Raw genomic sequence first — 13,349 nt, forward strand, 5'->3', positions numbered from 1 at the left:
TTTATTCAAAAAATATCATTTTAAGGCTTGACTTTTAATAGTTAGTCTTTCGTGAGTAGTATTTCCATCTATCTTTATTATATGCAAATGTCCGCACAATAGCAATACTAATTTTATGCTCCAATAATCTTATTGAATAACTGTAACAATACATCTTTTACGCCGGACGCATTGAATACAAGACCAACGGCTACTAAGGCAACTACCAAGAATCCGATAAGTTTGGAAAACTCACGCTTACAGGATAATCGAACTACTGCATACTAACCGCCACAGGGAACTCCTAATCCCTTGCTCATGAGGGGAAGAATAGTTTATCATATTGTAAAAAAATATAAAAAAATATAAAAAGTTTTTGTGTTTTTAAATGATTTGTTAAACATCGGTGTACAAGGGGTACAAACAAGATAAAATAGAAATGAGGGGCGATAGAGCGGAAATGTCAGATTTTCCACTCTATCAGAACACGGTCGCTGGTGGCCTTGATCGTAGAGATCAAACCATCGGCGGCTTTTCTTTTGTCGTCAAAATCTATGCTGTCCCAGTTGTCGAGATAATAGGATAACTTCTTTATCTGCTGGGGAGATATGGTTTCAACGCTCAATTCGGCGATTGCCTTTGAAATGGTCTGGCGTCGGGTGTCCAGTTCTTCAATTTTTTTGTTGGCGTAGGCAAGCAAGGTCGCATTGGCTCCGGTCAGCATATCCAGCAGCTTTTCAATTTCTGCCTCCACCTGTGCCAGCTCCACTTGATAGGCGGTCAGCTTCGGATTGACTTTTTCCTCCCTGCCGTGGAGTATCTGAAAGTCTTTGAACTTCTCCTGCATGGCCGAGAAAATGAATTGCTCAAATTCTTCTTTGCGGATTTTCCCGCAGCCCGGACAGCCTTTGTTTTCCGTCCGTTTGGTACAGCGGAAATATCCGGTGCTGTTTGGTACATGGGTGGCTTTCAGAGCATACCCACAATGCCCGCATTTGACTTTTCCGGCCAGCCAAGTATTTTTCGGTTTCCGTCCCTGCTGGAAGGTGGTATTTGCCATAAGTTTTTTCCGGCATTTCAGCCATGTGTCAGAGGAAATGAGTGCTTCATGGGGAGCGATAACAAGTATCTGGTCTTTTAAGCACCTGTCCTTGTCCTCCTTCACATCCCGCCCCTGATAGAGATAGCAGCCGTTTGTTCCGGCAAAGTCGGAAGCATCATTGACAATCGCTGCGCCCTGGCTCTTGAAAAATTCGTACAGCTCCAAATCGGCCTGTGCGTAAACGGGGTTTCTTAAAAGCTGGGAAAGAAATGTACGGAACATGGATTTGCCATAAATTTTTATGTCATGTTCCTCGAAGTATCGGGTAATATCTCCGAAGGAGGTTTCCGGTTCAGCGTACATTTCAAACATCAGCCGAACATGGTCGGCGGCTACGGGGTCGGCAACCATTTTCTTTGTGCGGATACCCTCTACCACAGTAGGCTCTAACTGATAACCGTATGGCGCCTGCCCGCTCATGTGGAAGCCTTTCAGACACCGGGAATAGTAGGCGTCTGTGACACGCTTCTGAATTGTCTCACGTTCAAGCTGGGCGAATACAATGCAGATATTCAGCATGGCCCGGCCCATCGGGGTCGAAGTATCAAACTTTTCCGTGGATGATACAAACTCCACATCGTACTCTTGAAACAGCTCCATCATCGTTGCAAAGTCCAGAATAGAGCGGCTTATACGGTCCAGCTTGTACACGATGACCCGCCGGACCTTTCCTTTGCGGATCTCGCCCAGCAGCTTTTGAAACTCCGGTCTGTCCGTATTCTTACCGGAATAGCCTTTGTCCTTAAATACCCGGCAGCTCCCGCCTTTCAATTCATACTTGCAAAAGTCGATCTGACTTTCAATGCTGATACTGTCCTTGCGGTCTACTGACTGTCTTGCGTAAATACAATCTTCTCTGATAAATTCCATATTGGGCTCCTTTCCTTGCTGGAATGGAGCTACCAACCTTACAACTATATTATACCATCAGCAGCCCCGGACAACAATGTTGCGAATGATTAGGGAAATCTGTCCCCATATTTGCGGAACACCTCAAAAAGGCAGCGCTCAATTTCTTTTTTGCGCTGTTCTTTCTCCTTCGGTGGAAGCACCGGCGTGAGGCTTTCCAGCACAATGATCTTCCCTTGAAATGCGACAGACTTTGTTTCTCGTTCATAAGTGACAGCTTGCGTCATTGAAAACCTCCTTTGCGAAAGTGCGTGTATATGCCTGCCTTTCCCACTTGTCCCGTGGGGAAATGTCAAAAGACGGCACCCAGCAGGTGCCGCCCTTTGAGCTTTCTCCACTTCGGGTCGATGTGACCCGAGGTCAGTAAGGACTGGAATGGTACTTTTCTTTGGCGTCCTCCACGCTGTTGAGGTCAAATACTTCATAAAGCTGCCCCACAACACGCCGTATATCCTTCTTTGAAAATCCGCAGTCCTCCATTGCCATAATGACATAACCGCGGCAGGCGTCATTGCTCCATTCGTCCGTTTCCAAGCCGGGGATCATTCCAAACGCATTTCCCATAAAGTGCTCCTTTTTTGAAAAGATGGGGAGCCACGCCGGATCGGTTGGCCTATCATCAGACAGCATTGCCGGGGGCTCCCCATAGGTTTTCACTTCATTTCAGACACACCGGACGGGCATAGGCTTCATGCCCCATAGTATTTCAACTCTCCCCATTCTGATGGCAAGGCGTTCTCATTGCCTGCGACGGCTCACGGCTTGCAAGACCGCTTCAACGCTCGGACTGTGACTAAACGCAAGTATCCGGGTTCTGCGCCTGTTCCGGTGGAGCCAGCCTTGCCCCACCTATGGCATGGACCTGTTCGCTCGCTCAGTTTTACAAAGACTGTATTCTCTGAAATCCGAGGTCATGGCGGGTCTGTCACACAGCGCGTTTCCCTTCGTATCCGGGTGTCTTTTTATTCAATTTTCAATCTGCATGAGGCTTGTCTGAACCTCGGGCCATTGTGACCCGAAGTGTTTTGCCTCTCATAAGCCATTTCATTTTCCGGCCTAAATCGGTACGCCTTACAAAGAATTTTTCAAAATTATTTCTAAGCGTCGCAGACCTCGCTCGATTGCGACACGAACCACTTTTTCATGGACGCCCTCTGCCCGGGCAATATCCTGTTTGGTCATGCCGAGAATGAAATGAGCGTAAATCCGTTTTGCCTGTTTGTTCGGCAGACTGGCAATCGCCGCATGAAGCTCCTGCATGGTCACTTTCCGCTCATACAGTTCATGGGGAGATAAAGCGACAAAGACAGCCTCATGCTCCAGCCCGTCATCCCGATCAAGGGAATAGTAGGCTTTGTGGCGGTATGTACGCAGCCGATAAGCAGCCTCTTTACGATCAAACTCTTTGAACATTTCTGCAACTTCTTCCGATACTTCCATGAAGCAATCCGATGTATAGAATGGGTAATAGTCCCGCAAATTGATAATAGCCATATTGACCTCCGTTTCGGTTGTTGGTTGACGAGTGACCGAAACGAAGGCGGCGGGGAGCGGCACCGGGGAATGACTTCGGGCCAACATGACCCGAAGCAGCCCCATAAGAACACAAAAGCGCCCGGGCGGCATGAAGCCACACGGACGCATGAAATGACATGATAGTTAAGGTTCCAACAAATTTCGCATACATAGCCGGAATAACCCGGAGGGGGAGCTACGCTTTTTTTAGCTGGTGCAGATCATGGGTACTGTGAAAAAAGACAAAAATAGACACGGCGGCAATCCTCCTATATGCCGCCGTGGATTTACACGGTGTTAGGTCGTCGTTGGTTTAGGATAGACGAAAAGAAACGGCGGCTCTGAAAATCAAAGCCGCCGCTTCATAGGCGCGTGAAAATGTGTCTGCTTTACGACGGCTTTTTTTCTTTTGCCGTCGTCCGGCAGATCATTAGATATATTGCATTTATTTAGTCTTGCGGTTCAATCCTTTCAAAATTAACAATGACAAAATCACACAAACCATCAGAATTACAACGCCGATTAAAACCTGAAACATATTTGCATTATAATAACCAGAGATATTGAAAACGGCTGTCATGGGATATACCGTCTTTAACTGCTGGGACATACTCGCAAATAATCCAGCAAACGAATAAATTTCTGCAAATACCAGAGCCAGCCAATACCCCTTTTTCATCCGCGCTACCAGAGCGACAATAGGCGAAATTGCAAAGAATACGCCTACCCCATCCAGAAAATATATTTTCAGATTTTCTAACACAAGGCCAACGGAAAGTGCTTCTAAATGCAAAACTGCCTCGACAAGAAAGGTAATTGCAAAAAGTAAAAGGTAAATCAGAACGCTGAACACAAAGGCAAGTATCATTTTGGCAAGTGTCAGTTTCACTTCATCTACGGGAATGAGCCGCAGAGATTTTAAGGTATCCTCCTGTTCCTCCCGGCAAATCATATAACTTCCCAATAGGGCAATTACAGCAGGCAGAACATAAAAGGTAGCAAGGGATTGGGCCGCTGTCATAAACCATCCAGCCCCGTCAATATATCGGCGGTCATAGAATGTAAACTGTCCCTGTGCAAAGACGATCAACCCTACCATGACTGTTGCAAACCCAGCAATCCAGAGTATTTTGGAACGGTGGAGTTTCTGGCTCTCCGCCCAAAGCAAATCTTTCATCATTTTTTGCACCTCACTTTCTCCGAACCAATGCCACATTCGCCAATACAGCCGAAGCAGCAGCCCATACACCAATACACAGAAATGCGGCTGGAATATTTAATGGCTGATCGAATACAACACCCGGAATATCATACATAACAATAGCGGTCATACTGGACAGCGGATGTAGGTACATATTCACCATCAAGAGGATAAAGCCGAGGAATGTATAAATCAGCGTCAGGCAAACAGGGAGAATATAGCCCTTTTGCGCTGCGGCAACCGCCAGTACTGGTAACACCGCAAAGGCGGTCAACAGAGAAATTTCCATACACTTCCGCAAAAGATAAAGGACACTTTCACTGTCAAAGGGAATATAACCGGATAGTATGCCGGTCAGAATGGACGCCGTTGCGGTAACTAGCATAAAGCAAATGGAATACACCAGCACCACAGCAAACTTGCTGAAAAAGTATGCCATTTTATTGACCGGTACAATCCAAAGCTGTTTGAGCATATCATACTGGTTTTCGTTATACATCAGCATGGTACACAACATCCCCAGCACTACCGGTAGGATGATCCACGGGGTATAGCTGAACGCTGTCCATTTGTAAAACATAATGGGGTCCACACCGGTTCCTTTGACACTTGAAAAGTAAAATACGGCAGCCAGTGGCATAAAGAGCGCCGCCAGCAGCATGAGCCAGATAAACTTTCTCCGGCGCAGTTTTAGAAATTCAACTTGTATCAGTTTAAGCAATTCCCTCTCCCCCTGTGATCTGTTTGAAATAATCCTCAAGGGTATCATTGCAGATTTGGGAGCTGATAACAGCTACATCCTGCACCACAAGGGCCTTGTTGATTGCCGCCATATCCAGTGCGGTGTCATAAAGCCGCAGGTTGTGTTCGTCCTGCACCGCATAATCGGTCACATGGAATTGCCTTTCCAAAATTAAAGAGGCTTTTGGAATATCCGACACTTGAAGCTGGATGTATTTCCGATTTTTCTTTTCTAATTCTTCCATGCTGCTTTCTTCCAGCAGAACCCCGTGGTCGATAATGCCTATGTCATCTGCCAACAGTGAAATTTCGGAAAGTATATGGCTGGAAATTAGGATGGTTTTGCCACGCTCCACACTTAAATTCTTAATAAAGTTCCTCACTTCGGCTATACCGATAGGGTCAAGTCCATTGGTCGGCTCGTCCAAAATCAAAAGCTCCGGGTCATGCAGAATAGTGTTGGCAATACCGAGGCGCTGCTTCATGCCGAGGGAATACTTACTGAACAGCTTTTTGTCCTTGTAGGGCAATCCCACAACTTCCAGCGCGTTCTTGACGGCATTGGGCTGGGGTGTCCCTCGTAACTTCGCAAAAATTTCAAGGTTTTCTGTGCCGGTCAGATTCGGATAAAAACCGGGAGTTTCGATGATGGCTCCAATACGGGGATAAATGCGTTTCTCATGGCCTTTGATGTTCTGTCCGAACACATCTACTTCGCCGGAAGTGATTGGTGTAAGGCCCAAAATCATTTTCATAATTGTGGTTTTACCGGCTCCGTTGCGTCCTAAAAGTCCATAAATCCGGCCCGGTTTTACATGAAGATTCACAGAATTAACGGCAGTTTGTTCCCCGTAAATCTTTGTCAGCTTTTTGGTTTCAATCACAAGATCACTCATAAAAATGCCTCGCTTTCTCATTTTGTTTCGTTCTTCCAGATAACATAGTTGTAAAGGCTGCCATCCGGGAAATAGTTGATGAATACTTTGAAATTGCCTTTGTCACAAGGAATGACAAATTCAACACGGATTTGGTCAGAGTGTTCCGGCACATAGCAGGACACATCCGGGGAAGTGTTCTCCGGCAGCCCGCCCAGCTTATCGACTTCTTCTTCCCATGTTTCCTGTATCGTCTCCGCAGAAATATTGTCCTGTACGCCCTGCGGCAACGCATTGAAGAAAGTTTCAAAATCTCCATCCATCATTTGGTTAAAGTATTCGGTTGCTTCTTCCGTAATGGCCTGTTGGTCGGGAGCCTCGCCGGAAGATGGAGCAGCCTGCTGGCAGGCACAAAGAGAAAAAACAAGCAGAATACCGAGTAATAAACAACTCAATCGTTTCATAGGTCTTTCCTTTCAGTAAGATTGCTTTTTTAGAGCCACTACGGATGCGGCGGCAAATGTAGCACCGATCAAGAGCAGCGAACCGACACAAACAAGCGGCGAAGTATTGAATAAAACGCCTTGCATCAGGCTTTCTACCATAGCTGCGGCCGCTTCGGAAATATGGGGATAAATCCCCATCACGCTTGCCAGCGGGTGTATTCCCGTAAGATAAGCCGGGGCAATGACTACGGGAATCAGATAAAGCAGCGTTGCGCCAATGGGCAGGATATATCCCTTTGACAGCGTGGAAAGAAACACAATCGGAAGCATGGCTATGGGAATCAGAATACCACCTGCCAGATACAAAAGACCAGCGTCCATCAGTGTTTGGGCGTTCAGATCGGGAAAGCCTCCGGCAATCAGCCCACCGACAACACACAAAAGAAAAGTAATCAGGCACAGTCCTACGGACATCAGAATAACCACAGCGACTTTTGAAAAGTATAGCTGTGCTTTTGTAATAGGGATGATAAGCAGTTCTTTCATCGTGTCATTTTTGTGTTCATCGAAAAACAGTGTCGTTGCAAACATTCCCAGCACAATCGGCAGAAACAGGCTGGACAGATTCTTAAAGGCCAGTGTGTAAAGGTCGCCAAAACTATCCATAAAGGGACTGCTCCTTGAAATGCTGCAAGCCCTTTCAATCGCAAACGCTCCAAGCAGAAGTGTTAGAGCCAAAATGCACCAGACAATTTTATTCCGTTTCCATTTCTGGATTTCAGTTGTAATAATCGTCATACGGTTTCCTCCTTTCATGGTTCCAATTATAAAACGCAAACCTTGCCATAACCTTGCCGAGATAAAATTTTTTCAAAAAAAGCTCCGTGGGATCACAGAGCTTTCGGAAGTATGATGATAAAGGTTGTTCCGTTTCCGGGAACACTAGCGGCTGTAATCGTTCCTTTATGAATACTGACTAACTCTTTGGCAATCGAAAGGCCCAGCCCGTTCCCTTTGGCAGAACGGGAGTGATCGCATTGATACATCCGTTCAAAGATATGCGGGAGATCAGAGGCGGCAATCCCGTTGCCGTTATCAGCAACAACGATTTTTGCCTGCTGCTCAGTTTCAGTCACGGTCAGGAAAACTTTGCTTGCATCACTGTGCGTCAGAATATTTTGCAGTAAATTATTGAGAATACGAGTGTAGGCGGTAGAGTCAACCCGTGTCATGTATTCTGTTTCGGGTATCTCAATTTCATAGCTAAGATCGTGGTTTTCCAGCAGCGGCACCCAATCAGCCATGATGTCACGGGAAAGCTCATTCAGGTCGCAGACCTCAAAATGAAAAATCTGTTCCCCGGCATCCAGCTTCACCCATTCAAACAGGGCGGTCACAAAATCTTTCAGGTGGTGGGCTTTTTCCATAGCCACCCGAATGTATTCTTCCTTCTCAGCTCCTGTTACCATCTTGCTTTCCACAGCCTCCAAATATCCAACCAGAGAAGCAAGAGGGGTTTTTACATCATGGGAAAGGCTTGTCATAAGCCGTTTATAAGCCTGTTCGGATTGCTTTTGCTGTATAAGCCGAGATTGGCTGCTCATGGCAATCTCGTTAATATCATAACAGATTTGTTTTGTCAGGTCGCTTTCCCGCGCCAATACACGGCGGTTCAAATTCCCGGCTTTTATATCGTTTAGGGCATCCCTAATAAGAAAAAGCTGACCACGGACGCGGTGAAGTTTTCCCAAAAGATAGCTGATTACCAGCAAAGCAATCAATAAGGACAACAATAGATAAAGGTTAATTTCCATGCTCATGCCTCCTTGTTAAAGCGATACCCTACACCGCGGACAGTCTGAATATAAAAAGGTTGTTCTGGATTTGGCTCGATTTTTTTTCGCAGTTTACTGATAAATGCCATGAGGTTATTGTCGTCAAAATCATATTCTTCTGTCCACACCTGCGTATAAAGCTGTTTTTTAGTAAAGACCCGACCCTTGTTGGACGCCAAAAATAGAAGCAAATCAAACTCTTTGCCGGTCAAGTCTACCGGGAGATTTTGAACCGTTACGGTTCGGTTGATTTTATCAATTACCATATCTTTCAGAAGCATGGTGGCGGCTTCGTTTCCGGTCACAGGGTTTAAGGTGGTATAGCGCCGGATTAGAGAATTGACACGAGCCATCAGTTCGTTAATTCCAAACGGCTTTGTCAGATAATCGTCCGCTCCCAGCCGCAGACCAGAAACCTTATCTTCTTCGTCGCTTTTGGCGGTCAGCATCAGCACCGGCACATTGTTTTTCTCTCGGATTTTCTGCAATACTTGAAACCCGTTCATATCTGGCATCATCACATCCAGAATAATTAGTGAACAGGTATCCTTGTTTTTTTCCAGTAGCCTCAGACCCTCTAAGCCGCCATGTGCTACTACCGCAGATAAATTTTCTTGTTCCACACATTTTTTCATCAAGGCACAAAGTTTCTTGTCATCGTCTATAATCAAAACACTATTCATGTTTCAGCAACCTCCCTTGTTTTGTCCGGCCATCAATCGGCTTTTCCGCAGCTTTAGGGATCAGCCAAACACCAGCCATTTTCACAGCGCCGGGGATACGCCCACCGGCGCAATAATAATTTACCCTACGAGGTGTCACGCCCCACTTTTCGGCGGCCTCTTTCAATGTCATATAGTCCATTTCGCACCTCCACAGGATATATTATAGTTCTCTACCTCGAATAATACAAGTTAGAGCCCACATGGATGCGAAATAAAATACTACTTAATGTAAAATCTAATTACATTCTCATAATTCAACCAGAAATGTAGAATGATATAGGGTGATATGAGAATGAACCAAGATGAAAGAAGGTTTGACTTTCACGGCCTCGGGGCGGCTCTCAAAAGAGCCAGAGAAGAAAAGGGCTGGACACAAGCCTATGTTGCGGAATTAGTAGACCGTGACTCCCGTACCATTATGAATATTGAGAACAAGGGTCAGTATCCCAGCTTTGACCTTTTTGTTAAACTCATTACCATGTTTGACGTTTCAGTTGACCAGTTTATTCATGCGGACGGAGGGGCAAGGTCAAGCTCTTGCAGAAAGCACATTGATGTGCTTCTAAACTCCATGAATGAAAAAGAGCTTGTCGTAATAGAAGCCACAGCCGAGGGCATTAAGAAAGCCAGAGAAACGGAGGTTCCAGAATAAGGGCCTCTGTTTTTTTGCGTCATTTTAGGGGCTGTCGCTAAGTGGCAAGCAATGCCTCTGTGGCCACAAGTGGCACAAAGGCGGCTTGTTGGGGCTCGCCCCAAACCCGTATCTTCGGGCCAACATGGCCCGAAGTGTCAGCGTCGCTTTGCTCCTTATTTTCATAACCTTAACGCTCCTTTTCCTGCTTTCTTCCCGGCTCGGTGTAGCCCATCAGAGTGTCAATGTTCGCCTTGATCGTGACGATCTCCTGCATATCCCGTCGTGCCTTCTGGTATTCTCCATAGAGCTGTTTTTTCTTTGCTGTGAGCTTGCGGCCTTCCTCCTTCAGCACATCCATTTTAGGGAGCTTCGCCCCGCCCAGCAGAGAGCGCATTTCCGCTTGTGCAGCCCGGTACAGTTCAAGGTCGGCCTCATGCTCCGCAAGGAATTTCCGGCTGTACTTCGTCGCCTTATACTGCTCAAAGACTGGGCGGGTTTTGGCATACTGAACCGTTGCGGCCTTTAGCCCGGCATTGGTTTTCATGGCCTGCTCCGTCTGCTTGACCTGTTCGGAAATAACATGGAAACGGTCTGCCGCCTCGGTGGCTTTCTTCGCCAACTGCTCATAATCGGTCAGGTTATTGTCCTGTATATAGGCAAGAGCGGCGGCCATCTGCTTAATGTTAAATACCTTCGCCCAGCGTTCATATCCCGGCCCCTTACCGGCAGCCAGCTTTGCTTGAATATCCACCGCCAGACTGATTTTCCGCTCCGAGCGCCCGGGGCGTTTTTCTTTGCCCTCAATGGCGGACAGAACATCTTGCAAGTCGTAGCCGTCCCCCAGCGTGGAGGCACGCAGACGGGTGAAGCGTTCCTGTCCCTGCCCGGTCAGCCGGAAGCTGATACCGCCGCCCCGAACCGTCTTGACCTCATACCCGGCCCGCTTCATCAAATTGAGAAATTCGTCCAAATCAGCGGGGCGTTCCGCCAACGCAGTATCAACGGCAAGGCGCAGCCTGTCCTGATAGGAAAGCGGCCCTTTCCGGTCTTTCTGCCACTCTCCATAGTTCCGATACTTGCCCTTGCTCCGGGGCTTCGGGTTCTCCACGATGGATAGCCCGTTTTCAAGGCACAGCCTGTCAGAGAGCCGCCGAAGGGCGAAGCTGGAGCCCCAAAAATTTCGGAATTTCCGGGTGCAGTCAAGGGTGGTGGAGTTGTAATAAATGTGACAATGGATGTGCTGCTTATCGGTGTGCGTGGTAACGATAAAAGCGTGCCGCCCCTTTGTCCAGCGCATAGCCAGCTCATAGCCGATACGGTTCGCCTCCTTCGGGGTGATCTCGCCCGGATAGAAGGATTGTCGTATCTGATAGCACAGCACATTATTTTCTTTCTTCTGTTCCCGGCCCGTCATAGCGGCATAGCTGGCCTTTGCCAAAAGGAACTCGTCCGCCACGGTGGCCGGATCACATTCATAAGCGGAGATATACTTTCCGCTTTCTGTTTTCTCCGGGTCCTTGCCATAGTCCAGACAATCCCGGATAGCCTCAGCAATCGTTTCGCCTTCGCCCGCATGGCGCTGTAACAAAGTTGTGGTAGCCAAAAATCATTCCTCCTTTCCATGAGAAAGGGGCGGCCCATTCAGACCGCCCCGACTTCGGGCCAGTATGGCCCGAGGCTGCTTAACTTGCCAGAAACCGGTACAGAGCGGATTTGCCTCCGTCCAGCGCCCAAAGAAGGGAGCCCGCCGCCGCTTGCAGTCCATACGGCGAAAGAAGGAAGGCAAGAAACAGAAATACAATCCCGCCTATGGGCGTCGGCGTGAAAAAGAGAGCGACACCCAGCACCGTCAGGATCACAGAGGCAATCGTCAGCAGGACGGCACAAATATCAAATAGGAACACCAGCAGAGCCGCCAGAAGGGACAACGCTAAAGCAAAGGGAGCAACCAATATTTTCAGCAGTATCTTCATCTTCAAAACCTCCTTTATCTATCCTTCCTACCTCTATTTTATCATGCCTGCCCGGGGACATAAATGTTGCGAAAGATTAGTGAATCCTGTCCCAAACTTTTGGGCCATACTGGCCCGAAGTGGTAAAAAAAGAGCAGGGCGGCAAGCCCCGCAACGGAAGCCTGCCGCCCTCGTCTTACTTTGCCACCAGCTCGGAAAGCTCCCGCAGCACCTTTGACACCTCGCCCCACAGCTTTTCATAGTCCCGCTTCAATCCGTCGATTTCCTCCGGGTACACGCCATAGGTGTGTGCGTGTACGGCGACCTGATTGAGATTGTTGGAACAGCGCCGTTGCAGAGAGATCAGCTCTTTTACGGGCGTAAGGTCGATGTGCAGGATATACCCGTTCAGAGCCATTTTCCGTACATAAGCCCCGGCGTTGGAAATGCCCGCCTCGGCCATCCGCTCATGGATGGCCGCCAGCTCGTCCGGTGTTACCATGACGTGCAGATGGACATTCCGCTTGCGGTTCTCCATCAGCGTTCCAGCTCCCGGCCTTTCCGGCGTTCTTTGGGCTCCTTTACCTTATCCAGCGGTTTTGCGTCCAACTCCGGGGGCGTGGGCGGGATGGGCGTGTTGTTGGGTACGCCGTCGATCATGTTGCAGTTCTGCTCTGTGGAGAGCTCGGCGGTTTTCAGATAGTTGTCTTTTTCGTGCATGGCGATCCTCCTTTATCGTTCCTCATGGTTTTTATGGTTTCGCTTCTGGCCGGGTTCATTCGGGGGTTCCTGCCCTCTGGTTTCATCTTTGAGCCGGGCAGTAATGGATGGGCGCACCCGGTCAGGATTGCCCGGTGCTGGTTTCAGCTCATAATCCTCCATCTGCTTTTCGGTCAGCGGCTTTGCGTAGGTCAGTTCGCCCCATGCCATCAGCCTGCCGTCTGCCACAGGACGCCGCCTGTCATCATCGTAGTTGACGATGGAAAGAGGCTGGTTATCCGGCGGCTTCGGGTAAGTTCCTATGTCCACGGGCCGCTGGGTGGAATAATAGCGGTAAACGCCCTCCGGTCCCAGCTCGGTATGCTTGACCGCCGCATGGTAAAACTGCTGATAGTCGTCCACCCGGCGGTCAAAGTCCCTCTGCGCCCACGCCTGACTGGTTCCATAGCGGCCCCAGTAGTAATCCCGATGGCCGTTTTCCCCCTCGGTAAACTGCCAGGTCACAAAGGGGCTCGGCGCTCCCGGATTATGCCCCAGCGCAAAGCCGTGTCCGGTTTCAAAGGTGGCAGCTTTCAAAATCACATATCCTTGTACTGTCTCCAAGAGATTCCTCCTTTCTGTGCCTCGGGCCAACATGACCCGAAGTGCTGGATGTTACGAAATAAGAGGGCAGACCGGGGAGGAATGTAATAAGATATTCCCACCCCGGAAACAC

18 protein-coding genes are annotated in these 13,349 nt (G+C 48.3%); 1 reads left to right on the plus strand and 17 read right to left on the minus strand.

The genetic code is table 11. The features are described 5' to 3' along the window. Nucleotides 1-442: 442 nt before the first annotated feature. The 12 genes from DXB83_RS12420 to DXB83_RS12470 all read right to left on the minus strand — a co-directional run bounded on the left by DXB83_RS12420 (nt 443) and on the right by DXB83_RS12470 (nt 9,467). Nucleotides 443-1,951: a recombinase family protein gene (locus DXB83_RS12420; protein ID WP_118697707.1), complete on the minus strand. Its 1,509-nt coding sequence runs from the start codon at nt 1,949-1,951 to the stop codon at nt 443-445. 89 nt (nt 1,952-2,040) lie between these two features. Continuing rightward, nucleotides 2,041-2,217: a hypothetical protein gene (locus DXB83_RS16695; RefSeq protein ID WP_199696593.1), complete on the minus strand. Its 177-nt coding sequence runs from the start codon at nt 2,215-2,217 to the stop codon at nt 2,041-2,043. Nucleotides 2,218-2,350: 133 nt separating this feature from the next. Continuing rightward, nucleotides 2,351-2,620 carry a hypothetical protein gene (locus DXB83_RS12425; RefSeq protein ID WP_004064267.1) on the minus strand — a complete coding sequence of 90 codons (270 nt, stop codon included), beginning with the start codon at nt 2,618-2,620 and terminating at the stop codon, nt 2,351-2,353. A 441-nt stretch (nt 2,621-3,061) separates the two neighbouring features. Further along, nucleotides 3,062-3,484 (minus strand): RNA polymerase sigma factor, encoded by a 423-nt coding sequence (locus DXB83_RS12430; RefSeq protein ID WP_199696594.1) that lies wholly within the window; start codon nt 3,482-3,484, stop codon nt 3,062-3,064. Nucleotides 3,485-3,950: 466 nt separating this feature from the next. After that, the gene (locus tag DXB83_RS12435; protein WP_270844310.1) at nt 3,951-4,685 is read right to left on the minus strand and encodes an ABC transporter permease; all 735 of its coding nucleotides are present in this window, start codon (nt 4,683-4,685) and stop codon (nt 3,951-3,953) included. A gap of 10 nt (nt 4,686-4,695) precedes the next feature. Then, nucleotides 4,696-5,427 (minus strand): ABC transporter permease, encoded by a 732-nt coding sequence (locus DXB83_RS12440; RefSeq protein ID WP_005945158.1) that lies wholly within the window; start codon nt 5,425-5,427, stop codon nt 4,696-4,698. Next, complete coding sequence (locus tag DXB83_RS12445; protein ID WP_117719596.1) at nt 5,420-6,343, minus strand: ABC transporter ATP-binding protein; 924 nt, start codon at nt 6,341-6,343, stop codon at nt 5,420-5,422. Before DXB83_RS12445 ends, DXB83_RS12440 begins: the two co-directional genes overlap by 8 nt. A gap of 17 nt (nt 6,344-6,360) precedes the next feature. Further along, nucleotides 6,361-6,786 (minus strand): DUF3887 domain-containing protein, encoded by a 426-nt coding sequence (locus DXB83_RS12450; RefSeq protein WP_085808135.1) that lies wholly within the window; start codon nt 6,784-6,786, stop codon nt 6,361-6,363. Nucleotides 6,787-6,798: 12 nt separating this feature from the next. Next, on the minus strand, nt 6,799-7,566 hold the full coding sequence (locus DXB83_RS12455; RefSeq protein WP_005945168.1) for an ABC transporter permease: 768 nt from the start codon (nt 7,564-7,566) through the stop codon (nt 6,799-6,801). Between the two features lie 92 nt (nt 7,567-7,658). Continuing rightward, a complete protein-coding gene (locus tag DXB83_RS12460) occupies nt 7,659-8,582 on the minus strand; it encodes a sensor histidine kinase (RefSeq protein ID WP_118697709.1) in 924 nt (307 codons plus the stop codon). Between the two features lie 2 nt (nt 8,583-8,584). Continuing rightward, nucleotides 8,585-9,286 (minus strand): response regulator transcription factor, encoded by a 702-nt coding sequence (locus DXB83_RS12465; RefSeq protein ID WP_005945175.1) that lies wholly within the window; start codon nt 9,284-9,286, stop codon nt 8,585-8,587. Continuing rightward, a complete protein-coding gene (locus DXB83_RS12470) occupies nt 9,279-9,467 on the minus strand; it encodes a helix-turn-helix domain-containing protein (protein WP_117527352.1) in 189 nt (62 codons plus the stop codon). Before DXB83_RS12470 ends, DXB83_RS12465 begins: the two co-directional genes overlap by 8 nt. Before the next feature lie 153 nt (nt 9,468-9,620). Between DXB83_RS12470 and DXB83_RS12475 the strand changes: the two genes are divergently transcribed. Then, on the plus strand, nt 9,621-9,980 hold the full coding sequence (locus DXB83_RS12475) for a helix-turn-helix transcriptional regulator (RefSeq protein ID WP_036626676.1): 360 nt from the start codon (nt 9,621-9,623) through the stop codon (nt 9,978-9,980). Between the two features lie 169 nt (nt 9,981-10,149). On the opposite strand, the gene DXB83_RS12480 is transcribed toward DXB83_RS12475, so the two are convergent. The 5 genes from DXB83_RS12480 to DXB83_RS12500 form a co-directional block, all read right to left on the minus strand. Next, nucleotides 10,150-11,565: a relaxase/mobilization nuclease domain-containing protein gene (locus tag DXB83_RS12480; RefSeq protein ID WP_118697710.1), complete on the minus strand. Its 1,416-nt coding sequence runs from the start codon at nt 11,563-11,565 to the stop codon at nt 10,150-10,152. 79 nt (nt 11,566-11,644) lie between these two features. Beyond that, the gene (locus DXB83_RS12485; protein WP_005927606.1) at nt 11,645-11,935 is read right to left on the minus strand and encodes a CD1845 family protein; all 291 of its coding nucleotides are present in this window, start codon (nt 11,933-11,935) and stop codon (nt 11,645-11,647) included. A gap of 175 nt (nt 11,936-12,110) precedes the next feature. Further along, complete coding sequence (locus DXB83_RS12490) at nt 12,111-12,452, minus strand: plasmid mobilization protein (RefSeq protein ID WP_005927607.1); 342 nt, start codon at nt 12,450-12,452, stop codon at nt 12,111-12,113. Then, a complete protein-coding gene (locus tag DXB83_RS12495; protein ID WP_003500078.1) occupies nt 12,452-12,634 on the minus strand; it encodes a DUF4316 domain-containing protein in 183 nt (60 codons plus the stop codon). The genes DXB83_RS12490 and DXB83_RS12495 overlap by 1 nt, the downstream gene beginning before the upstream one ends. 12 nt (nt 12,635-12,646) lie before the next feature. Beyond that, a complete protein-coding gene (locus tag DXB83_RS12500) occupies nt 12,647-13,270 on the minus strand; it encodes a hypothetical protein (protein WP_118697711.1) in 624 nt (207 codons plus the stop codon). Between the last annotated feature and the right edge of the window lie 79 nt (nt 13,271-13,349).

Origin of the sequence: Blautia sp. OM06-15AC, assembly GCF_003481425.1 — a bacterium.
GTDB lineage: Bacteria > Bacillota > Clostridia > Lachnospirales > Lachnospiraceae > Fusicatenibacter > Fusicatenibacter saccharivorans.

What these genes read in the sequence shown, in the direction of transcription:
- DXB83_RS16695 (WP_199696593.1), bottom strand. Translation starts at nt 2,217, where the DNA reads ATGACGCAAGCTGTCACTTATGAACGAGAAACAAAGTCTGTCGCATTT.
- DXB83_RS12475 (WP_036626676.1), top strand. Translation starts at nt 9,621, where the DNA reads ATGAACCAAGATGAAAGAAGGTTTGACTTTCACGGCCTCGGGGCGGCT.
- DXB83_RS12465 (WP_005945175.1), bottom strand. Translation starts at nt 9,286, where the DNA reads ATGAATAGTGTTTTGATTATAGACGATGACAAGAAACTTTGTGCCTTG.
- DXB83_RS12435 (WP_270844310.1), bottom strand. Translation starts at nt 4,685, where the DNA reads ATGATGAAAGATTTGCTTTGGGCGGAGAGCCAGAAACTCCACCGTTCC.
- DXB83_RS12445 (WP_117719596.1), bottom strand. Translation starts at nt 6,343, where the DNA reads ATGAGTGATCTTGTGATTGAAACCAAAAAGCTGACAAAGATTTACGGG.
- DXB83_RS12495 (WP_003500078.1), bottom strand. Translation starts at nt 12,634, where the DNA reads ATGCACGAAAAAGACAACTATCTGAAAACCGCCGAGCTCTCCACAGAG.
- DXB83_RS12455 (WP_005945168.1), bottom strand. Translation starts at nt 7,566, where the DNA reads ATGACGATTATTACAACTGAAATCCAGAAATGGAAACGGAATAAAATT.
- DXB83_RS12420 (WP_118697707.1), bottom strand. Translation starts at nt 1,951, where the DNA reads ATGGAATTTATCAGAGAAGATTGTATTTACGCAAGACAGTCAGTAGAC.
- DXB83_RS12500 (WP_118697711.1), bottom strand. Translation starts at nt 13,270, where the DNA reads ATGTTGGCCCGAGGCACAGAAAGGAGGAATCTCTTGGAGACAGTACAA.
- DXB83_RS12490 (WP_005927607.1), bottom strand. Translation starts at nt 12,452, where the DNA reads ATGGAGAACCGCAAGCGGAATGTCCATCTGCACGTCATGGTAACACCG.
- DXB83_RS12485 (WP_005927606.1), bottom strand. Translation starts at nt 11,935, where the DNA reads ATGAAGATACTGCTGAAAATATTGGTTGCTCCCTTTGCTTTAGCGTTG.
- DXB83_RS12430 (WP_199696594.1), bottom strand. Translation starts at nt 3,484, where the DNA reads ATGGCTATTATCAATTTGCGGGACTATTACCCATTCTATACATCGGAT.
- DXB83_RS12450 (WP_085808135.1), bottom strand. Translation starts at nt 6,786, where the DNA reads ATGAAACGATTGAGTTGTTTATTACTCGGTATTCTGCTTGTTTTTTCT.
- DXB83_RS12460 (WP_118697709.1), bottom strand. Translation starts at nt 8,582, where the DNA reads ATGGAAATTAACCTTTATCTATTGTTGTCCTTATTGATTGCTTTGCTG.
- DXB83_RS12425 (WP_004064267.1), bottom strand. Translation starts at nt 2,620, where the DNA reads ATGCTGTCTGATGATAGGCCAACCGATCCGGCGTGGCTCCCCATCTTT.
- DXB83_RS12470 (WP_117527352.1), bottom strand. Translation starts at nt 9,467, where the DNA reads ATGGACTATATGACATTGAAAGAGGCCGCCGAAAAGTGGGGCGTGACA.